Below are 23,079 nucleotides of genomic sequence, written 5' to 3' on the forward strand. Positions count from 1 at the left end.
ATTTACTCCTCTATTTCTTTACAATGAGCAGAAAACATATCATATTTTCTGATATGTTTTCTACACAATATTTACTACTATTTCTTACGTTGATGGAATCTTCTAAATCTAAATTTAGACCATCCAAAGAACAGAATTAATGCTCCTCCAATATATAGAGCGTAACTAGTGAACAAGTCACCAGTTGCTGGTGCAACTGAAGGGTTTGAACTTATTACTGGTTTATCAGTAACTACTGGAACTTCTTCTTTTTCCCAAATTGCGTATAGTGTAACTGATCTGTCTGCTGCAACGATTCCCATATTGCTCATTTGAGCAAATGTTGTTGTATCTCCAATATTGAATGATACACCAGTTCCATCAGGCGAACTATTCCACTCTACAAATTTTTCTTGAGTATAAACTCTACTCATGAAACCTCTAATTGTAACAAGATCATTTCTGAAGTAGCTTGTTTCATCTACTGGTACGTCGCTACCTGTATATCCATTTCCATTGTAATAGATTCGATATACACTTTGAGCTACTTCAATTTCTACTTCAGGAGTCTGTTCTCCTACAACTGCTTTGTTTGCAATAACAGTTGTTTGTGTTTCATTTAATGTACTACTCATAGTTACACCAAATGTCACTGTGATAGTTTCATTAGGCTCAATATCCATACTGATTCCATTTACTAATTCAGCCAATGTCACTGTTTGGTTCTTAGAACTGTCACTATCACTTGCAACTACTACGGATACATTATCTGTAGTTTCTGCAATGTAAGGTAATACTTTATCAAGTGTATCTTTAATTGTTACACCTTCCAATGCTACATCACCTTGGTTTTTCGCTGTGATTGTATATGTCAGTTTTTCTCCTGCACTAACTTCACCATTACCATCAGCATCTTTTACATCTTTGCTTGCAAGCAAGTCTGCTTTTCCTGTTGGTATTACTACTGGTGGAGTTTCACCATCACCAATCACTGCAATGTTTGTCAATTCCTTAACTACTTCCGTGTCTAAGTCTGGACTTACAGTTACATCAAATGTAATTGTAATAATTTCACCGCTTGCTACATTATAGTTAACACCATCAATCAACTGTTGTGCAGAGATTGTTGTATTCTTAGTTGCATCTTTATTACTCTTTACACCAACACTTACGGTGCTTGGAGTTTCTGCAATATGCGCTAAGATTCCACTCATTGTATCTTGAACAAATACATTTTCAGCAGCAACTGCTCCTGTATTGTTCAATACAATACTATAGTGTAAAACTTCATTTGGTGAAGCTATGTTGTCTCCACTTGCATCACGAACTGATTTTTCAGATATTACATTTGCTTTTCCAGTAGGTAATTCAACCGTAGAAGTTGTTCCTCCTATTGTCGCAATATTCTTAAGTACTGTAACTGCATCTGTATCTAAATCTGCTTTCACTGTTACGCTGAACGTAATTGTGATTTCCTCTGATGCTGCTAGGTTATACACAATACCATTAATTAGTTCATCTCCAGTGATTGTTGTATTCTTACCAGAATCAGTACTGCTACTTACATTTACTGAAATAGCACTTGATGATTCTTGGATATTACCTAGAACTCCAGTTAATTCATCTTTAAATTGCACATCATTTGCAACTACAGAACCTGTATTCTTTCCTGTAATTGTATAAGTGATTTTCTCACCTGGTGATGCAATCTTATCTCCACTTTCATCTACAACTGTTTTCGAAGATGAAATTGTTGATTTTCCAGTTGGAATCTTAACTGTTTCGTTTTGACCACCAACGGTTGCTGTATTCATAATTTCTTTTACTGCTTCAGTATCTAAGTCCGCTTTCACTGTTACTTTGAACGTTACAGTAATCACTTCAGATGGTGCCAGTTTGTATGTCAATCCACTAATTAGTGCATCTCCACTTACCACTGTATTCTTACTAGCATCAACATTACTATTTACGTTTACACTAATTGCTGAAGAAGCTTCATCAATATGTGGAAGAACGCTAGTCAAAGTATCCTTAATTACTACATCATCACTTGCCACTACTCCAGAGTTTGATGCTGTAATTGTATATTCTAATACTTCGGTTGGTGATGCCACTTCGTCACCATTTGCATCAGATACTGATTTTGATGCATTAATGATTGCTTTTCCTGTTGGAATTGTAATCTCAGGAGTAGTATCTCCAACGGTTGCTTTATTCGCAATTGAAGGTACACTTGTTAAATTCAAGTATGCATCTACTGTTACTGTAAACTGTATCGTAATTGTTTCATTTGCTGCCAACTTATATGTAAGTCCACTATTTAAATCAGTTCCACTTACTGTAGTATTTTTAGCTGCATCTGTATTACTATTTACAGTTACACTAATATCTGCTGCTTTTTCTTGAATGTTTGGCAACAATGTCGTCATTTCATCCTTGATTACTACATCTCCACTTACAGCATCTCCTGTATTCGTTGCTGTAATTGTATATGTCAATTGTTCTCCTGGTGATGCATATCCATCATTGTTTGCATCACTTACACTTTTATCAGATGTCAATGTTGCTTTTCCTGTTGGAATTTCAATTTCTGGTCCTGGAATATCATCTAGTGTTGCCTGATTCTTGATTGACTTAACAGTCTCAACATCCAAGTCTGACTTCACAGTAACCTTAAAGCTTACTGTTACTGTTACACCTTTTCCAATTTCATCAATTTCAATACCATCAATCAAATCTTGAACTGTTTTAGTAGTTACCGTTCCACCAACATTTACTGTTACTGTATTTGCTTTTGGATCATTTACATGTGGTAATACATCTGTAAGTTCATCTTTGATGACTACATCCTTAGCTGTTACACTACCATTGTTTGTAGTTGTAAGTGTATATGTCAACTCTTCTCCTGGTGATGCAAATCCATCGCCATTTGCGTCGACTACTTCTTTATTGTTACTTAAATTCTTATTTCCTGTCGGAATTGTGATTTCTGGTGTTGTATCCCCTACTGTTGCTTTATTAGAAATTGCAGTTACCTTAGATGTATCTAAGTCACTCTTAACTGTTACCTCGAAAGTTACAGTTATTGTTTCTTTTGAAGCAAGTTTGTAAGTCAATCCACTAATTAAGTCATCTCCGGTTACGGTAGTATTCTTACTTGTATCTGTACTAGTTACGCTTACAGAGATCGCTGATGATGCTTCATCAATATGAGGTAATACATTATCTAATGTATCCTTAATCATGATATCATCACTTGTTGCATCTCCACCATTTGTAGCTATAATTGTATAAGTAAGTTTTTCTCCTGGTGATGCAATGTTATCACCACTTGCATCTTTCACATCTTTATCAGTCACAAAATCAGCTTTTCCCGTTGGAATTGTAATTTCTGGTCCAGTATCACCAATCGTTGCTTTATTCGCAATTGAAGTTACTGTAGATGTATCTAAGTCACTCTTAACTGTTACATCAAATGTAATTGTTAATGTTGAATCTTTTTCTAGTGTTGGAATTGTAATTCCATCAACTAAGTTTTGGATTGTATAATTTGTTTTCACTCCATCAATATCTACAGTCACTACTGTAGAAGCTGTATCATTTACATGTGGTAATACATTATCCAACTTATCTTGAACTAGCAGGTTTGTTGCATCTGCTGGTCCAGTATTTGTAGTTGTGATTGTGTATGATAACTTCTCACCTGGTGATGCTACGTTATCTCCACTTGCATCTGTTACCGTTTTATTTGATGTAAGGTTTGCTTTTCCTGTTGGAATTTCAATTTCAGGTCCTGGTACATCTCCTAATGTTGCTTGGTTTTTAATTTCTTTAACTGTGTCAACATCTAGGTCTGATTTTACAGTAACTTTGAAACTTACTGTTACTGTTACTCCTGCGCCTATTTCATCTATTGTAATTCCATCAATCAAGTCTTGAACAGTTTTTGTTGTAATTGAACCTCCAACATTTACTGTTACTGTATTTGCTTTTGGATCATTTACATGTGGTAACACATCTGTAAGTTCATCTTTGATGACTACATTCTTAGCAGCTACACTACCATTGTTTGTAGTTGATATTGTGTATGTCAATTCTTCACCTGGTGACGCATAACCGTCATCATTTGCATCCACTACAGCTTTTTCGTTACTTAAGCTTGTCTTTCCTGTTGGAATTTCAACCTCAGGTCCTTTTTCACCGTCTAGTGTTGCTTGGTTAGAAATTGATTTCACTGTACTAGTATCCAAGTCTGATTTTACAGTTACGGTGAATATTAATGTAATTGTTTCATTTCCTTTTAACTTGTAAGTTAATCCAGAAACTAAATCACTTCCACTTACCGTTCCATCTTTACTTGAATCTTTATCACTACTTACTGTTACTGAAATTGCTGAAGCAGCTTCATCGATATGCGGTAATAAATTTGTCATCTCATCTTTTAAGATTACATCATCACTATCTGCATCTCCATTGTTTGTAGCAGTAATTACATATGTAAGTTGTTCTCCTGGGGAAGCTATGTTATCTCCGCTTGCATCGCTCACACTCTTATTTGTAGTAAAGTCTGCATCTGATGTTGGAATTTCTACTTTTGGATCCGTATCTCCGATAGTCGCTTGGTTAGCGATCGAAGTCACTGTTGTCGTATCCAAATCACTCTTAACAGTTACTTTAAACGTTACTGTTAATGTTGATCCACTTTCTAATGTAGGAATTCTAATTCCATCTACCAGATTTTGGATTGTGTAATTTGTTTTCGTTCCATCGATATCTACACTTACTACGGTAGCACTTGTATCATTTACATGACCTAATACATTTGTAAGTTTATCTTGAACTAGTAAGTTTGTTGCATCTGCTGGTCCATTATTCACTGTTGTAATTGTGTATGACAGTTGCTCTCCTGGTGATGCATATCCATCATCATTTGCATCTGATACACTTTTTGCTGATTTAAGATTTGCTTTTCCTGTTGGAATCTCAATCTCTGGTCCTGGTTCATCTCCTAATGTTGCCTGGTTTTTAATTTCTTTAACTGTATCAACATCTAGATCTTCTAGCACTGTAACTTTGAAACTTACTGTTACTGTTACTCCTGGACCTATTTCATCTATTGTAATTCCATCAATCAAATCTTGAACTGTTTTTGTAGTCACTGTTCCACCGACATTTACACTTACCGTATTTGCTTTTGGATCATCTACATGTGGTAACACATCTGTAAGTTCATCTTTAATTACTACATTCTTAGCTGTAACACTTCCATTGTTTGTAGTTGATATTGTATATGTCAACTCTTCTCCTGGTGATGCATAGCCATCATTATTTGCATCTGATACATCTTTATCATTACTTAAGTTTGTTTTTCCTGTTGGAATTACAATCTCTGGTCCTGGTGTATCACCCAAAGTTGCTTGGTTCGCAATTGATGTTACTGTTGTAGTATCTAAATCACTCTTAACGGTTACTTCAAATGTCAATGTGATTGTTTCACCTGCAGCCAGTTTATAGATTAATCCACTAACTAAAGCGTCTCCACTAACTGTAGTATTCTTACTTGCATCTGTATCACTACTTACTGTTACTGTAATTGCTGTAGCAGCTTCATCAATGTGAGGTAATAAGTTTGTCATTTCATCTTTTAAGACTACATTTCCACTTTCTGCATCACCATTATTTGTTGCCGTGATTGTATACGTTAATTTTTCTCCTGGTGAAGCTATATTATCTCCACTAGCATCACTTACGCTCTTAGTAGATGATAAAGTTGCTTTTCCTGTTGGAATTTCAATTTCAGGTCCTGGCACATCGCCTAGAGTTGCCTGATTCTTGATAACCTTAACTGTTTCAAGATCTAAGTCTTCTAGTACTGTAACTTTGAAACTTACTGTTACACTTACTCCTACACCTATTTCATCTATCGTAATTCCATCAATTAAGTCTTGAACTGTTTTTGTAGTTACTGAACCGCCAACATTTACTGTTACTGTATTTGCTTTTGGATCATCTACATGCAGTAATACATCTGTAAGTTCATCTTTGATGACTACATTCTTAGCAGTTACACCACCATTGTTTGTAGTTGAAATTGTGTATGTCAATTCTTCTCCTGGCGATGCATATCCATCACCATTTGCGTCCTCTACATTTTTGTTATTACTTAAGTTTGTCTTTCCTGTTGGAATTTCAACCTCAGGTCCTTTTTCTCCATCTAGTGTCGCTTGGTTTGAAATTGACTTCACTGTATCTGTATCCAAGTCTGATTTTACAGTTACTGCAAATGTAAGAGTTACTGTTTCATTGCCTTTTAACTTGTAAGTTAATCCAGAAACCAAATCACTTCCACTCACTGTTCCATCTTTACTTGAATCTGTATCACTGCTGACGTTTACTACAATTGAAGCTGCACTTTCATCAATATGAGGTAATAAGTTTGTCATCTCATCTTTTAAGATTACATCATTACTATCTGCATCTCCATTGTTCGTTGCTGTGATTGTATACGTTAATTTTTCTCCTGGTGAAGCTATATTATCTCCACTTTCATCTGATACACTCTTACCAGTTGTAAAGTCTGAATCTGCTGTTGGAATTTCAGTCTTTGGCTCGGTATCTCCAATTGTTGCTTGGTTAGCGATTGAAGTTACTGTTGTTGTATCCAAATCACTCTTAACGGTTACTTTAAACGTTACTGTTAATGTTGACCCACTCTCTAACGTAGGAATTCTAATTCCATCTACTAGATTTTGAATAGAATAATTTGTTTTCGTTCCGTCAATATCTACGCTTACTACTGTTGAACTTGTATCATTTACATGACCTAATACATTTGTAAGCTTATCTTGAACTAACAGATTACTTGCATCTGCTGGGCCATTATTCACTGTTGTAATTGTGTAAGATAATTGTTCTCCTGGTGATGCATATCCATCATCATTTGCATCACTTACACTCTTCGCTGATTTAAGATTTGCTTTTTCTACTGGAATTATGATTTCTGGTCCCGGTTCATCTCCTAATGTTGCCTGGTTTTTAATTTCTTTAACCGTTTCAACATCTAAATCTTCCAGTACTGTAACTTTGAAACTTACTGTTACTGTTACTCCTGCACCTATTTCATCTATTGTAATTCCATCAATTAAATCTTGAACTGTTTTTGTAGTTACTGAACCACCAACATTTACTGTTACTGTATTTGCTTTTGGATCATCAACGTGTGGTAACACATCTGTAAGTTCATCTTTGATGACTACATTCTTAGCAGCTACACTACCATTGTTTGTAGTTGTAATCGTATACGTCAATTCTTCACCTGGCGATGCATATCCATCACTATTCGCATCCACTACAGATTTTTCGTTACTTAAGCTTGTCTTTCCTGTTGGAATTTCAACCTCAGGTCCTTTTTCACCATCTAGTGTTGCTTGGTTAGAAATTGATTTCACTGTACTTGTATCTAAGTCTGATTTTACAGTTACTGTGAATGTTAATGTGACTGTCTCTTTTCCTTTTAACTTGTAAGTTAATCCAGAAACTAAATCACTTCCATTTACCGTTCCATCTTTACTTGAATCTTTGTCACTACTTACTGTTACTGAAATTGTTGAAGCATCTTCATCAATATGAGGTAGTAAGTTTGTCATTTCATCTTTTAAGACTACATCACCACTATCTGCATTTCCATTGTTGGTTGCCGTAATTACATACGTTAACTTTTCTCCTGGTGATGCAATATTATCTCCACTTTCATCTGTTACTGATTTGTTAGTAATAAAGTCTGCTCCCGCTGTTGGAATTTCAGTCTTTGGATCAGTATCTCCAATTGTTGCTTGGTTAGCGATTGAAGTTACTGTTGTCGTATCTAGATCTGATTTCACTGTTACTTTGAATGTAACCGTTAATGTTGATCCATTTTTCAGCGTTGGAATTCTAATTCCATCTACTAGATTTTGAATAGAATAATTTGTTTTCGTTCCATCAATATCTACGCTTACAACTGTTGAATTTGTATCATTTACATGACCTAATACATTTGTAAGTTTATCTTGAACTAACAGATTAGTTGCATCTGCTGGTCCATTATTCACTGTTGTAATTGTGTAAGATAATTGTTCTCCTGGTGATGCATATCCATCATCATTTGCATCACTTACACTCTTCGCTGATTTAAGGTTTGCTTTTTCTACTGGAATTATAATTTCTGGTCCTGGTTCATCTCCTAATGTTGCCTGGTTTTTTATTTCTTTAACTGTATCAACATCTAGGTCTGATTTTACTGTAACTTTGAAACTTACTGTTACACTTACTCCCGCACCTATTTCATCTATTGTAATTCCATCTATCAAGTCTTGAACTGTTTTTGTAGTTATTGAACCACCAACATTTACTGTTACTGCATTTGCCGTTGGATCATCTACATGTGGTAATACACTTGTTAATTCATCTTTGATGACTACATTCTTAGCAGTTACACTGCCATTGTTTGTAGTCGAGATTGTATATGTTAATTCTTCACCTGGTGATGCATATCCATCGCCATTTGCATCCACTACATTTTTGTTATTACTTAAGTTTGTCTTTCCTGTTGGAATTTCAACCTCAGGTCCTTTTTCTCCATCTAGTGTCGCTTGGTTCGAAATTGATGTTACTGTACTTGTATCCAAGTCTGATTTTACAGTTACTGTGAATGTTAATGTAATTGTTTCATTTCCTTTTAACTTGTAAGTTAATCCTGAAACTAAAGCACTTCCACTCACTGTTCCATCTTTACTTGAATCTGTATCACTGCTAACGTTTACTACAATCGAAGTTGCATCCTCACTAATATGAGGTAACAAGTTTGTCATTTCATCTTTTAAGACTACATCTCCACTATCTGCATTTCCATTGTTGGTTGCTGTGATTGTATAAGTAAGTTTTTCTCCTGGAGAAGCAATATTATCTCCACTTTCATCAACAACTGATTTTCCGGAACCGAAGTCTGCATTCGCTGTTGGAATCTCAGTCTTAGGATCGGTATCTCCAATTGTTGCTTGGTTAGCGATTGAAGTTACTGTTGTTGTATCCAAATCATTCTTAACTGTTACTTTGAATGTAACAGTCAAAGTTGATCCATTTTTCAGTGTAGGAATTCTAATTCCGTCTACCAGATTTTGGATTGTATAATTTGTTTTCGTTCCATCAATATCTACGCTTACTACTGTTGAACTTGTATCATTTACATTTCCTAATACATTTGTAAGCTTATCTTGAACTAACAGGTTTGTTGCATCTGCTGGGCCATTATTTGTTGATACAATAGTGTATGTCAGTTGCTCTCCTGGTGATGCGTATCCATCATCATTTGCATCTGTTACACTTTTTGCTGACTTAAGATTCGCTTTTTCCACTGGAATTATGATTTCAGGTCCTGGTTCATCTCCTAATGTTGCTTGGTTTTTAATTTCTTTAACTGTATCAACATCCAGATCTTCTAACACAGTAACTTTGAAGCTTACTGTCACAGTTACACCTGCACCTATTTCATCTATTGTAATTCCATCTATCAAGTCTTGAACTGTTTTTGTTGTAATTGAGCCTCCAACATTTATTGTTACTGTATTTGCTTTTGGATCATCTACGTGTGGTAACACATCTGTAAGTTCATCTTTGATGACTACATTCTTAGCAGCTACACTACCATTGTTTGTAGTTGTAATCGTATACGTCAATTCTTCACCTGGCGATGCATATCCATCACTATTCGCATCCACTACAGATTTTTCGTTACTTAAGCTTGTCTTTCCTGTTGGAATTTCAACCTCAGGTCCTTTTTCACCATCTAGTGTTGCTTGGTTCGAAATTGCAGTTACTGTACTTGTATCTAAGTCTGATTTTACAGTTACGGTAAATGTAAGAGTTACTGTTTCGTTTCCTTTTAACTTGTAAGTTAGTCCAGAAACTAAAGCACTTCCACTTACTGTTCCGTTTTTACTTGCATCTGTATCACTGCTAACATTTACTACAATTGAAGCTGCATCCTCACTAATATGAGGTAACAAGTTTGTCATTTCATCTTTTAAGACTACATCACCACTATCTGCATCTCCATTGTTGGTAGCTGTAATAGTATAAGTAAGCTGTTCTCCTGGTGATGCGATATTATCTCCACTTTCATCAACAACTGATTTACCAGATGATAAATCGGCCTCTGCAGTTGGGATTTCAGTTTTTGGATCTGTATCTCCGATAGTCGCTTGGTTAGCAATTGAAGTTACGGTTGTCGTATCTAAATCACTCTTAACGGTTACTTTGAAAGTCACTGTTAATGTTGATCCGCTCTCTAATGTAGGAATTCTAATTCCATCTACTAGATTTTGAATCGTGTAATTTGTTTTCGTTCCATCAATATCTACACTTACCACTGTAGCACTTGTATCATTTACATTTCCTAATACATTTGTAAGTTTATCTTGAACTAACAGGTTAGTTGCGTCTGCTGGTCCATTATTCACTGTGGTAATTGTGTATGTCAGTTGTTCTCCTGGTGATGCATATCCATCATTATTTGCATCCTCTACACTCTTCGCTGATTTAAGGTTTGCTTTTCCTGTTGGAATTGTAATTTCAGGTCCTGGTTCATCATTTGATGTTGCCTGATTTTTTATTTCCTTAACTGTATCAAGATCCAGATCTGATTTCACTGTAACTGTAAATGTCACAGTTGCTGTTTCCGTTGCTTTTAGTTCTGAAACTGTGATTCCACCAACTAAGTCTTGAATTGTGTGTGTTGTCTTCGTTCCGTTTACATCTAACGTAACTACAGTGGCACTTGTATCTTCTACATGAGGAAGTACACCAAGTAACTCATCTTTAATTACTAAGTTACTTGCATTTGCAGGTCCCTTATTTGTAGTTGTAATTGTATACGTCAACTCCTCACCAGGTGTTGCATAACCATCACCATTTGCGTCAGATACAGCTTTATCTAAATCAAGTTCAGCTTTACCAACATTGATTTCAGTTCCACGCTCAATATCACCTAACGTTGCCGTATTTGTAATCTTGCTTACTGTTTCTAAATCAATGTCTGTTTTCACTGTTACTTTGAAACTGATTGTAACTGTAGTTTTACCTTTCACTTCATCGATTGTGAATCCATCAATTAAGTCTTGTACTGTTTTTGTTGATATTTGACCATTGTTGTTAATTGTAACCGATGCTGAAGTTGGATCATCTACGTATTTTAATACCTCTGTCAGTTTATCTTGAACTAACATGTTACGCATTGCTCCACTACCTTCATTTTCATATGTTAGTGTATACACCAACTCTTCACCTGGGGAAGCAAATGTATCATTGTTAGCGTCACTAACTGATTTATTTCCTTCTGATGACCATGTTCCATATAAGAATGTTACATCAGTATCTCCTGTTGGTGTGTAAATAAAGTCGCCACTTGAGTCTAAATCATAAATTGTGGTATCTGTATTGATACGATATCCTAAAATATCATAGTTTTCGATACTTGTTGGCGTTCTTGTCAACTCTTTATCAATTTTTACAATTTCTGGATTTGGACTCATTGAGAAGGCTGGTAATGCCTGGTTTGTATCTACATCAATTCCCTGATATGAAATAGTAATCCATCCAGATGGATTTCTTTCATACTTGAATTCATGTTCATATGTACCTTCATCATTTACATACTTCTCATCATCCAATGTAATTGTCTTTGTTGCATCTTGTGGTGTTTGGAACAGCCAATACTTATCTTCACCATTTGGTAATTCATCGTATTTTGTAATGGTTGTACTATCGTATCCAAATGTTGGATTTTCAATTACGTTTCCATTAGCATCTAATGGGATACCTGCTGTTTCAATTACTTTTCCATCTGCATCTTTGTTAACTACATTGTCTGTTGTTGCAGTATAGATATTTTCATAGATTTCTCCATCTACATAACCATTACCTACATGTGTAGATTTCACTGGTGTATAGAAGTTATCTGCAACATATGAAGTAACTTCTTTTGTAGTTTGAGAATATGAATATCCTTCCACCATTACAATTACTTTACAGTTATCATAAATATCTAACGTATTTTCAACTGTTTTTGCTGTTGCATCTGCCAGAATTTTATCATCCAGCAATTCACCTGTAGTATAGTTACCACTTGCATACAATTCTTCAAAACGATCAGATGAAATGCTTGTAGCATTAAAATCATCATTATCAGTATCGTAAGGCAATATCACATACTTGATTGAACGTAATTCTGGAGTATAACTCAAGTTCAATGAAGCATCTTCGAATTTTGCTGGCATATGTGTTTCAATTGTAACTGTATCCTTCTTAGGATTGTCTTCATCAATATAGATTTTTTCTTTTGTTTTATCTACTGTTGAGTACATTGGTTCTGCTGTAGGCATACCACGCATAAACATAACTTCGTATGTATAGCGGTCATATAACCCGGCAGTCAAACTACCATTTGAATCATATCTGCTATTATAATCCCAGCCCCATGCAATGGAACCTGAACCATCATTCCCCCACTTATAAATGTTACCAGATTCATCTAGTAGCGTATAAGTAGATCTTGCGGATACGATTTGTGTCACATACGGGATATTCTTAAATGCAAGTTCACGCCATACATTTTCTTTTGCATTCCCTTTGTACTTTTCATCATAAATAGTTGGATGTAATGTATTAAATCCATATCCATAAGTTGCATTTCTGCTAGAACCTGTAAAAGGTGTTTTTGCTGAAGAATCATAAATTTGTGTATCTCCATCACCAATTACCTTTGGCCATTGTTGTGCTTTGGTAAGTTGAATGTCATTTGCAGTCTCATAACCACCTTCACGACCTAAACCAAAATATCGATTACTTCCCCAAGCCCATGAACGTCCATGCTGGTCAACAAAGTAACTAACACTCTCACCTGCAAACACCTTTTGTGCTACTGGTGTATAACCCACTTTAGAAATTTCTGCAGAATCAGTTTCCACCACTTGTGGGCGGCTAATCGCTGTCGCAGTACCTGTACTTGCAGCCATACCATAAACGGCACCCCACTGCCATACAAGGCCGTTTTCATCTAATGCAACGTTCATTCCATAACAAGAACTAATATCAACGACTTTCCCCATACCTGCAGGTTTTGTCATTTTTGTCAGTGTTGCATTGTATCCTGCTGTTTGCCCATTACCAAGTCTTCCTTGATATTGATACCCAGCACTCCAGATATCACCATTTTCATCAATCGCATGGAATTGGTGATCCCCTGCTGTCATTGCAACAAACTTCGTTCCTGTTGGAACACTAATTTTAACTGGAGTTGTCTGCGATGTTGCAATTGATCCAGTACCTAAAGCACCAAAAGAATTGTACCCCCAACCCCAAATTTGTCCATCTTCATCAATCGCGTAGTTAAATCCCATGATTTCTCCACTACTTGAAAGAATTTGTTTTATCTTTGGTAGCCCTGGCACTTTTTGTGGTGTTGTATTGGTACCTGTTGTAGTACCATTTCCCATTTGTCCATATGCTCCATGCCCCCAGGTATAAACATTCCCCTGATCATCAAGAGCCATTCTATTTTCATAGTTTCCTTGAATCTGAACTACAAAAATATTATTATCAACGAAATAAGGAATTCTTCTCATTCCACCAAAATAATTTTGTTGCGATACGGTTTTACCAATTCCTAATTCTCCGTATAAGTTATATCCCCATGACCAAACTGCTCCATTGGCATCCAATGCCATTGCACCCATTTGTCCATTAGAGACTTGTGTCATTTTAACTACAGAGCGTTGACCAACACTTTCAGCATCATAATCACCGATACCTTCAAGGTACTCAACAGAACCTGGTAAATTGTTCCAATCAATACTGTCTATTAAAAAATTGGAATCCTCGCCAAATATATCCTCAGTGGTAGCTGCTTCCACACTTACTTGTAAATCATCAATACCGAATAATGACGATAAATTAAGTGATGCTAAAGCAATCAGAAAAGCAAATGTCATTTTTACTAGCTTAATTAACTTTTCTTTACCCTTTTGGATATAATCTCTCTTTTTCTTCATTTTTTCCTCCTTTTCTGATAACAGCATTCATATTAATGTCGCCATCAATATATAAAGTCGTTAATCTTAATTGAAAGGTTCTTGGTTTTTGTATAAATTTTCTGAGATGACGGTAATTTCCAAATCATTATTAGCGTAATCATAGACTATGAATATGTTTTCACTAAAATCTTCATAAATAAATTCAATTGAATTACTATTCACATTATATGTATAGTCATAAGAACGATTTCCATTTTTATAATATTCTATCTTTGCAGGATCAACACCTGAAACATCATCTTCTAAATATAAAATATATTTATTAGTACCTACTACATCATTTCTTACATAGACTGGAGATGCTTTATCAATATTATTTATAACGATAATTTGTTCATCTACCACTTGTCCATCTTTCATTATCTTCACTACATACTGTCCATTCTCTTCTATATACATTGATTCTTTATCGTTGAGTAGAATCTGATCATAAAGATCATTACTGGTATGTACTTCTACTTTAATTGCTTGATTTGTATATTCTTCGTTATAGGTAATACTCTCAATCTGACATACTTCTTCTTCAAAATCGATATCTGGCTTTACCATCATTTCGCCTTCAAAGGCTTTCGGTTCATTTTTATCATCCATCAAAAACAGTGTTACAGGTATCGCTGCAAGAATCCCACCAAGAATTACCTTCTTCGCTACAGACGCACCACCAGCACCTGCTAATATTCCTCCTGCTGCACCAGCAGCTCCAGCAGTTTTTACGGCAGTTGCGATAGATGTATATTCAGGGGTGCTACTAACAATTGTCCCTTGAATATATTGAAATCCCGAAGCAAATAAAACTGGTATTGAGAAACCATATGTCTTATAAGTCGCAGGAGTAATTCCACTTTTTCGCAGACTACCCTGTAACTTTATTTTTGCTCGATGCGCTCTACTTTTAACAGTTCCTTTAGGAATCTTTAATATATAAGATATTTCTTTTTCTGACAGATCTTCAACATAACGTAAAATAGCAACATCTTTCAGTTTGTTGTCCATTGTATTAATTTCTTTGGCGATTGCTTCTCTAAGCATCACTCCATCCATATGACTGTCCATGGATACATTTGATTCATCTTCCATGCTGTTGACATCTAAAAATTCTGGCAGTTCCACGCTTTTATTTTTATTACTTCTAAGGACATTGATACTTTCGGTATATGCAATTCGCATAATCCACACATGGAATGCTTCAGGTGTCTTAAGCTTATTGATTGATTTATATACACTCAAAAAAGTATTCTGCACGACATCCTGTGCCACTTCCTCGTTATTCACATGGTTATAAGCGACAAAAAAGATACGATTGGAATATATTTTATATATTTGTGCAAACGCACTTTCACTGCCACTTTGAAATTCCCTTACTAATTTGGGATCAATTATTTGCTTTGCCATATGCCCGCCTCCTTAATTAAGCCAGTCAAGACTGAAGAGATATCTTGCGATAATATCTTCTTCCTTAACAACGCCAAAGTGTCTAGAATCTTTTGACACTACTCGATTATCACCACAGACTAAATATTCACCATCTTTCAACTTTACAGGACCATAGTCTTCCGTAAAGTCTAGATCACTATCTTCCATTGCTTCTGCTTTATATTCCTCATCTATAAAATACTCATAGACTGGATTTCCATCAATATAAAGCGAGTCTCCACGGTATTGTACAGTTTCATTTGGTAACCCAATAATTCGTTTCAATACATTTTTTTCTTCTTCAGGAGAATATACGACAACGATATCAAATCGCTTCGGTTCACTGAAGGTATATGAAATCTGATCTGTTATTATAATTTCATCATTTTCCAACACTGGGTACATACTTGAGCCAGTGACTGCGACTGGTTTAAAGATGAAATTCATAACAATCCAAAATAGTCCACAAAACACAAAAAGAATACGTACCATACTTATAATTTTTATTGTTCTGGAATCACGTATTATTCGGTTTTTAACTTCACGGTTCTTTTCAGTTTTCATAATCGCCCTCTTATTTGTTCTACTTATTTCATTTTCAAATTACCACTGATTTTCGTTCCTTTTTCAATATGGATATGTTCTACAACGATATCACCCATTACTCTGGACTTGCTCATAAACTCCGCACTAAATGCATCAACATTTCCTTCGATTGCACCTTCAATTGATGCATAATTAGTTTTAATGTCTCCTTTGACATAAACATCTTCTGCTATATACACATCTTCTTTTGTATTAATATTTCCATAAACTTTTCCATTTAATATATTTAATCCACTTGCTTCTATGTTTCCTGTAACCTTTGCATCATTACTGATTTCCACCTGATTAGAAGAATAGATACTTCCATTCACTTTCCCTTTAATAAAAGTATTTTCTTCACAGTGGATATTTCCATCAATTACAGAACCTACACCAATAATTGATTCATTTTCTAAACCTGTACTCATTGGTTTATATTCTCTTCGCTCAAATACTGGCTCATGATCTATTACTGGTTCTTCAATCTGAACATCTTCAATTATTACCTTCGTTTCTTCTACTACTGTCTTTGGTTTTTGAATTGTTCTATGTTTAAATGTTGGTTTGCTTAAATTACCTGACTCAATTCTGCTTGGTCTGATTCTCGTTGTTTCCACCTTAGGTGTTTCTTTAACAGACACATTTTGCGAATGCTTTTGTTGCTTTTTTTCTTCCAATGCATTTAAATGAACCAAATCACGTTTTTTAGGTAACCCTGTCTTTTCCAACTCATTTTTGCATTTTTTATAAAAATCGTTAATTTCCGACATACTGTTGTCCATCATTCCGTTGATGAATGTCAACGTTGAATTAGCACCTTTTAAATCCATTCCATTCAAACGGCTTTCTTTAAAATCATCAATTAAGAGTTTACATGCTGACAACTCTTTTGACAGTTGCCCAAATTCTTCTTTTAAATCTGACATATCATTTTCTAACAAGTCTGGATTATTAACTAATAACTCCACAAGTTCTTCCCATTCCTCTGAATATACATCTTTATACATATCATCATAGAGTTCATTAGCTAACAACACTTCATTATCTAATTTCTTCCATAACAATTTGCGAATAATCAGAGATAACACAATAACTACTAGAGTGATAACTAAAACTGTTACAATAAACTCCATTGATAGAAAATTTGCTCCTATAAAATTACTCATATTACTTATCTCCTTTCACTTCATGACTTCTTACAATACTTATTTACAGGTGTATACTTCCTCATCCATTACTTTCAGAAAGACTTCCTTACTAAGGTATTCTGATTCTTGGTTTATATAGGCATTAAATACCCCTGTCGCTTTCAACTCTTCAAAATTATCATCAATCTTCACCTGTAAGGTTTCAATAAATAAATCATCTTCAAATTTATAAGAGTAAGTTACTTTTGTATCCTTATATATATCTTTGATATCATTTGCATATACTTCTAAATCTTCTTTTGGAACTCCAGACTTTTCATAATCTAATCGAATCTGATATTTGTACATTGTAATTGTGTCATCATCATATTGAATCCAATAAGTGTCATTACGATCATCACTAGATTCTTTCAAATCACATACAATTTCGTTACTTCCTGAAGAACAAGACAAACAGATTCCTACCAAAAAGATGACAGCAATCCGTTTCACAATATTATTGATTTTCTTATTAATCCCAATCTTCCCTTCATCTTTACCAATCAATTGAGCCGCCTCTATTCTCTGTCAATAACCACAGTGTTCATAGCATTGCCTGTTTCTTTTTCTCCAATGTTAATAGCACCTAGAATCTTTGCACCCTTTTCGATATCAATATAAGTGGCAGTAATATCACCAAAAATCCTTGCTTCGCTTGATAATACTACTTCTGAACTGCTGGTAACATTTCCTTCCACCAATCCATTAATGCTGATAACTCCACCAGTAACATTTCCTTTGATTTTTGAATCCGCTTCAACTAATACATTTCCAGCAGCATTCACATCTCCACTAATCACTCCACTTAATAAGGTTATTGAGCTCCCACTCACATTTCCTGTGATGATTGCCCCATCATCAATTTCAATTTCTCTTTCACATGTAAGATTTCCTTTGATTTCTCCTTTTGCGATTAAGGGTGTAACTAAAGTTACATCACCTTCTATAATCAACCCTTTCGCAAATACTGAGTAATCATTTTCATTTGAAACTATGTTGTCGTTGTTGTATTCCATTTCTTTCTCCTCCGTCCTTCAATAGTTTTCATAATCTAAAAAATATTTTTTAGATTCCATGAGCTTTCAAATTCTATGCCCTGTTAAAGTAAAGTCGTTTTTTTTCACCAATTGGTTCATTTTTTTCCTATATTTCTTAAAAAAGTTATATTTTTATATGTATTTCTATCTGTACATCAAATTACGCTCTTTTTCTTACCACCCAATCAAAATGTAATAAATCAAACAATTTATGTCATAAATGACTCTATTTTTCCATTTATCCTTTAATTTCAATTCCTATCATTCATTATTTTTAAATAAATTTATAGAAAAAAATATTCAAAAAAGTGAACGAAACTAAATCTCATTACGACTAAAGAAAGAATGTAATAAAAACATTCAAATTAATGGAGGTCTTATGAAAACCAAAACATATAAAATTATATTGATCAGTTTACTTATAGGTGTGATTGGAACCAGCGTAGCAGTAGCAAAAAATAACATTTCTGCTGCAGATACGATTGAGGCAATCGCTCCAGGAAACTGGGATGAACATACAAATGGAAATGTTGTAGGTGCAAATGAAGAAATAACAATGCAGACTTACAGCACAGTAATAGCAACATATGAAAATAGCGTTTCTTATACAACAAGTGGAACCTATTCTACCATCAGTGAAAATCTAAACAATGGATTTGATGTAACAATCACTGGTGGATCAGGTAGTGTTGAATTAAGTGGCACACAAACTGGAGTACTAAGAATCACGGGTGGAGATATTACTTTAAAAAATGGTAATTTTACCAGAACTGTTTATCTGACAGATACTAATACTACATTAGAGAATACAACAATTAATACAACTAACAATTATGGTTTAGAGTTGAACAGTAACGTAAATATAACGGTAGATGTTACATCAAAGGTCAAAGTGAATAGTGGCTATGCATCCGCTATTATTGTGAATGAATATCGTAATAACATTAATATGTATATCAATGGAACTTTGGAATCGAACATGCAAGGAATTGGTGTTACTGAAGGTTCTACAGTAGACAACATTATCATTGAAGGTACAATGCGTAATGAACAAAACTATGGACTTGTAAGTACTGTTTATGGTGGGAAGATTAACTATCTGGAGTTCACAGAAAGTAGTTATACGAGCACGCCAAAAGGACTGATGGTTTATAACCAAGTAACAACTGGATCAATTGGCAATGTTATAATCAATGGATATATCGAAGAAGCCAGGGTCATTTTAACAAATGGTTCTGCTTCAACTACTCCTACAATTGGAACTGTTGAATTTAATGCATATGTAAATAAATTATATGATGGTGCATTTTATATTAATGGAACAATAAATAGTTTAACTTTTGGAAAAAACAGTTATATTAATCAAACAACAAATAACTATGGACTTATTTATACAAATAATGGAACTACTATTGGTAAGATTGATTACTTCGGAACTTTTGTTTCTAGTTACTTAATTGTAGATAGTTATGCATCAACAAAGATTGGAACAATCAATCTAGATCCTGTAGATATTCAAACAAGCGCTACAGTTGGGCATAACGCCTTATTTTGGTTAAGTGGTAGTGTTGATACATTATTGATTAGCGAGAATGTGTTTGAAACTGAAACTATATCAAGAGCAATCAATTTGCAAGCAACTGCAGTTATTAAAGAAATGAATATAGATAAGAGTGTATTAGATGCAGAAGTCTTAAGCGCTTCTGGCCATATCTTTAGTAATAAAAGTGGAAATCAAATTCAAAATCTAACGTTAACGGATACTTTATTGTTTGGTGATTTTATAGAACTGAATATTGATGGTATTTCTTATACGCATATTGAACCACAAATTGAAGTATCTAACTTTAAAGTCATTAACAATGTAAGATATATTGATGTAGAGATCCCTAATTTAGAAGGTTTTGATAACCTTTTAGAAGAAGGTGTAGACTTAATGTTTATGAGAAGTGATTATTCAATATCTAGTAATTTCAAATACCATGGTGGAACTATGGCAGTTGAAATACCTGAGGAAATTACATCAACTGAAGATTTAACGATCACTAACTATGCGAAATATAATAGAGAAGATCAAGTTGCAATTTCTTCAAAAAGAAATCAAGTAATCGATTTGGACATATCTCAATACGGTATTAATGGAAATGATGTAGAATATATGGAAGAAAGCTCTATTACGATTGAAGAATATATTAATGATGCACAGATAATTGGTATAGGTGAAGACTTTGATATGGATGTTAATTTATCTTCTGTTGACTTTACAACAAGAGGAGAATACCAAAGTGAAGTAACCCTTACTTATACGGATGGTATCACTGTTACTGGTAATTATAATGTAACAATTATTGGTGAAGACGAAGAGAATAATATAGGTAATCAGAATAATAATGAAGATGATAATGATGATGACTATGAAATAGATAATCAAGAGAACGGAAAACCTAATCCTGATGATGGTAATCAAGAACCTGAACAAGGTCCTACTAATAATGAAGAAACAGACAATCAAAATAATGCAAACAAAGATAATTCTTTAAATACTGTTCAAGATGATGCTAACAAAGCTGAACATACACCTGCACAAGCAGCTATGAGTAATTCAGTGAAAACATCAGATACAACAAATACTGCATATTATATTGCATTGTTAGTTATTTCAGTTGGATTGGTTTCTATTAGGAAAAAACCTAAAATTAACTAAAATCGCTATTCAATTAATTTGCTTAAATTAGAAAATCTGTTAATTCCCCATTTGGGAACTAACAGATTTTCCTTATAATAAAATAGATATGCGCTCATAAAAATTTTTAAAGATACATATTAACTGTAATTATATATATAATTACATGATTCCTGGCAAACTTTTCCTTTCTTAACTTTAAAGTTTAAAATCCAACTAAACTTTTAACAGTTTCTTCTCTAAATATTTAGAATTAATAATATCTTGCATAGTACTTTGAGTATCAGGCGAGAATTTATGAATAGCACTCAAAGCATCACTAAAATCTATCTTCATATTTAATGCTAGAATTCTAGCAGCATGTAGATGATTTTCATATCTTTCGTATGTTGGGTTTGATGCTAATTCTCTCAATGTACTTCTAGACATAATGAAACTTTTCTCTACAAGTGATGAATCAGTAAAACTCTTTACTATGTTAATATTATTAGTCATAACTTTTTTTTGACCTATTATTGATCCACCGACTTCATTCCATGGAGGAATTTGCCCGTTTTCTAACCTGTATGATTCAATTAATATTCCTTCTACTCTCTTAATATCAGCTATCCCCTGCTGAGTAGAATAATCTTGCAGGGGAGCGTCCTGTGATTCAATAAAATCATCAAATAACACTTTATTTCTATATACTTTCCCCTGAGCCAAAGGAGACTGAACAAATATAGTATAACCTAACCTTTCGTTTAATTTGAAATATTCCATAATTTTTTTATACTTACAGCTTTCATTAGTGGTCCTAATAATTCCTAAATGTTGGCAAAACCTTAGTTCAAGGTCGCTAGCCAATCCAATATATAAAACTTCTTTTGTATTATAATCCCAAAAGCAATAAATACCATGCGAAGACCACCCATAATAATCCGAGGGATTACAAAGTATCTCTAATGCTTTTTTTATTTCTACAATTTCTTTTTTACTAAATGAATCTAAAATAACAGTTCCAAACATTCTCTCTCCTTCCAATTCATATAACTTTAATAATTATACGAATTATTTTCTATTTTTTATTAGTTCTATTTACTAAATAGTCAATAGTTGTATTATAAAAATCGGCTAACTTACTAACTATCTCAATTGGTAAAGAACTTTCACCTGTTTCATATCTTGAATAAGTTCTTTGTGATATCTGTAAATACTCAGCTAAATTTTCTTGCGTAAGATCTTTATCTTCTCTTAAGTCTCGCAATCTCCTATATATCATAAATACCTCCCAAACTTTCTAAATCAATTATATTTCTTATGATACCCAATACTTATTTTTAGTCTGAAATCGTCTAAATCTAATTGACATATAGAGATGACGAAAAGATTATAGCTAATACAAATATGAATACGGAAAACTTTGCTGAGTTAAATAACAATCCCACAGTAGCCAATTCAAATGGAGCAACAAATATTTGGGCATCTAATAATACAATAAATAGTGATAAATCAACAGGGACAGCAAATACCAAAAGTAACAATGGCTCTGTTGGAGAAAGTACACCAACATCTATTCCTGTGCTACCAGTAAAGTTATACTTTTGTTATCAACAAAATAATTTGCAGTATTAGTTTTAGAGGGGGAGAGGTAATGGTGGAGAAATTGAAGTTGAAAAATGAACGCAGATATTGTATAGTTAATATACGTAATGTGAAGGTCTGGATAAAGAAATAAAGATTAATATTAAATTCATTAGCAGCAAATAGTTAAAGCGAGGAAATATATTTTTTTTAAAAATTCTTTTGTTTAACAAAATCTAATTTCTAAATCTAGCACAAGAAAAAGACACCAAACTCGGTCAAAAGTAATAGGTGTCTTTTAATTTACTTGTACTATAATCTTATCGCCCAATAAATTTATTGGCTTGAATAAGAATAACACAAACTAACACAAGCGTAATATGAATACTTTCAAAAGCCATAAAAATTTCAACTCCATTCACGTACCTTAAACGAATGGTAAAGAGCTTTAATCGCACTACAGCTTTGACTTACAGTTGCTCTACATAAAAATGCTCATTCCAACA

10 protein-coding genes are annotated in these 23,079 nt (G+C 34.0%); 2 read left to right on the forward strand and 8 right to left on the reverse strand.

All coding sequences use genetic code 11. The annotated features are described in order from the left end of the window. Positions 1-77: 77 nt before the first annotated feature. The 6 genes from J2S15_RS12840 to J2S15_RS12865 all read right to left on the reverse strand — a co-directional run bounded on the left by J2S15_RS12840 (position 78) and on the right by J2S15_RS12865 (position 18,306). Entirely contained in the window at positions 78-14,063 is a 13,986-nt protein-coding gene (locus tag J2S15_RS12840; protein ID WP_307408936.1) for a DUF7927 domain-containing protein, read from the reverse strand. 66 nt (positions 14,064-14,129) lie between these two features. Then, complete coding sequence (locus J2S15_RS12845) at positions 14,130-15,497, reverse strand: sigma-70 family RNA polymerase sigma factor (RefSeq protein WP_307408938.1); 1,368 nt, start codon at positions 15,495-15,497, stop codon at positions 14,130-14,132. A gap of 12 nt (positions 15,498-15,509) precedes the next feature. Further along, positions 15,510-16,082, reverse strand: a complete 573-nt coding sequence (gene lepB / locus J2S15_RS12850; protein ID WP_307408940.1) for a signal peptidase I — start codon at positions 16,080-16,082, stop codon at positions 15,510-15,512. A 23-nt stretch (positions 16,083-16,105) separates the two neighbouring features. Then, the gene (locus J2S15_RS12855; RefSeq protein WP_307408942.1) at positions 16,106-17,269 is read right to left on the reverse strand and encodes a polymer-forming cytoskeletal protein; all 1,164 of its coding nucleotides are present in this window, start codon (positions 17,267-17,269) and stop codon (positions 16,106-16,108) included. 39 nt (positions 17,270-17,308) lie between these two features. After that, positions 17,309-17,797: a hypothetical protein gene (locus J2S15_RS12860; protein WP_307408944.1), complete on the reverse strand. Its 489-nt coding sequence runs from the start codon at positions 17,795-17,797 to the stop codon at positions 17,309-17,311. An 11-nt stretch (positions 17,798-17,808) separates the two neighbouring features. Further along, positions 17,809-18,306 (reverse strand): bactofilin family protein, encoded by a 498-nt coding sequence (locus J2S15_RS12865; RefSeq protein WP_307408946.1) that lies wholly within the window; start codon positions 18,304-18,306, stop codon positions 17,809-17,811. A 400-nt stretch (positions 18,307-18,706) separates the two neighbouring features. Here J2S15_RS12865 and J2S15_RS12870 point away from each other — a divergent pair, with 400 nt between their 5' ends. Beyond that, on the forward strand, positions 18,707-21,031 hold the full coding sequence (locus tag J2S15_RS12870) for a hypothetical protein (protein ID WP_307408947.1): 2,325 nt from the start codon (positions 18,707-18,709) through the stop codon (positions 21,029-21,031). 195 nt (positions 21,032-21,226) lie between these two features. On the opposite strand, the gene J2S15_RS12875 is transcribed toward J2S15_RS12870, so the two are convergent. Beyond that, entirely contained in the window at positions 21,227-22,018 is a 792-nt protein-coding gene (locus tag J2S15_RS12875) for a hypothetical protein (protein WP_307408949.1), read from the reverse strand. Between the two features lie 49 nt (positions 22,019-22,067). Further along, on the reverse strand, positions 22,068-22,271 hold the full coding sequence (locus J2S15_RS12880) for a helix-turn-helix domain-containing protein (protein WP_307408950.1): 204 nt from the start codon (positions 22,269-22,271) through the stop codon (positions 22,068-22,070). A gap of 125 nt (positions 22,272-22,396) precedes the next feature. Here J2S15_RS12880 and J2S15_RS12885 point away from each other — a divergent pair, with 125 nt between their 5' ends. Continuing rightward, positions 22,397-22,624 (forward strand): hypothetical protein, encoded by a 228-nt coding sequence (locus J2S15_RS12885; RefSeq protein ID WP_307408952.1) that lies wholly within the window; start codon positions 22,397-22,399, stop codon positions 22,622-22,624. The last annotated feature ends 455 nt before the right edge of the window (positions 22,625-23,079 follow it).

The organism is Breznakia pachnodae (assembly GCF_030814225.1).
Lineage (GTDB): Bacteria > Bacillota_I > Bacilli_A > Erysipelotrichales > Erysipelotrichaceae > Breznakia > Breznakia pachnodae.

Excerpts from the sequence above, each read along its gene's own strand:
- J2S15_RS12885 (WP_307408952.1), top strand. The coding sequence starts at position 22,397 with ATGAATACGGAAAACTTTGCTGAGTTAAATAACAATCCCACAGTAGCC.
- J2S15_RS12880 (WP_307408950.1), bottom strand. The coding sequence starts at position 22,271 with ATGATATATAGGAGATTGCGAGACTTAAGAGAAGATAAAGATCTTACG.
- J2S15_RS12845 (WP_307408938.1), bottom strand. The coding sequence starts at position 15,497 with ATGGCAAAGCAAATAATTGATCCCAAATTAGTAAGGGAATTTCAAAGT.
- lepB (WP_307408940.1), bottom strand. The coding sequence starts at position 16,082 with ATGAAAACTGAAAAGAACCGTGAAGTTAAAAACCGAATAATACGTGAT.
- J2S15_RS12875 (WP_307408949.1), bottom strand. The coding sequence starts at position 22,018 with ATGTTTGGAACTGTTATTTTAGATTCATTTAGTAAAAAAGAAATTGTA.
- J2S15_RS12840 (WP_307408936.1), bottom strand. The coding sequence starts at position 14,063 with ATGAAGAAAAAGAGAGATTATATCCAAAAGGGTAAAGAAAAGTTAATT.
- J2S15_RS12865 (WP_307408946.1), bottom strand. The coding sequence starts at position 18,306 with ATGGAATACAACAACGACAACATAGTTTCAAATGAAAATGATTACTCA.
- J2S15_RS12870 (WP_307408947.1), top strand. The coding sequence starts at position 18,707 with ATGAAAACCAAAACATATAAAATTATATTGATCAGTTTACTTATAGGT.
- J2S15_RS12855 (WP_307408942.1), bottom strand. The coding sequence starts at position 17,269 with ATGAGTAATTTTATAGGAGCAAATTTTCTATCAATGGAGTTTATTGTA.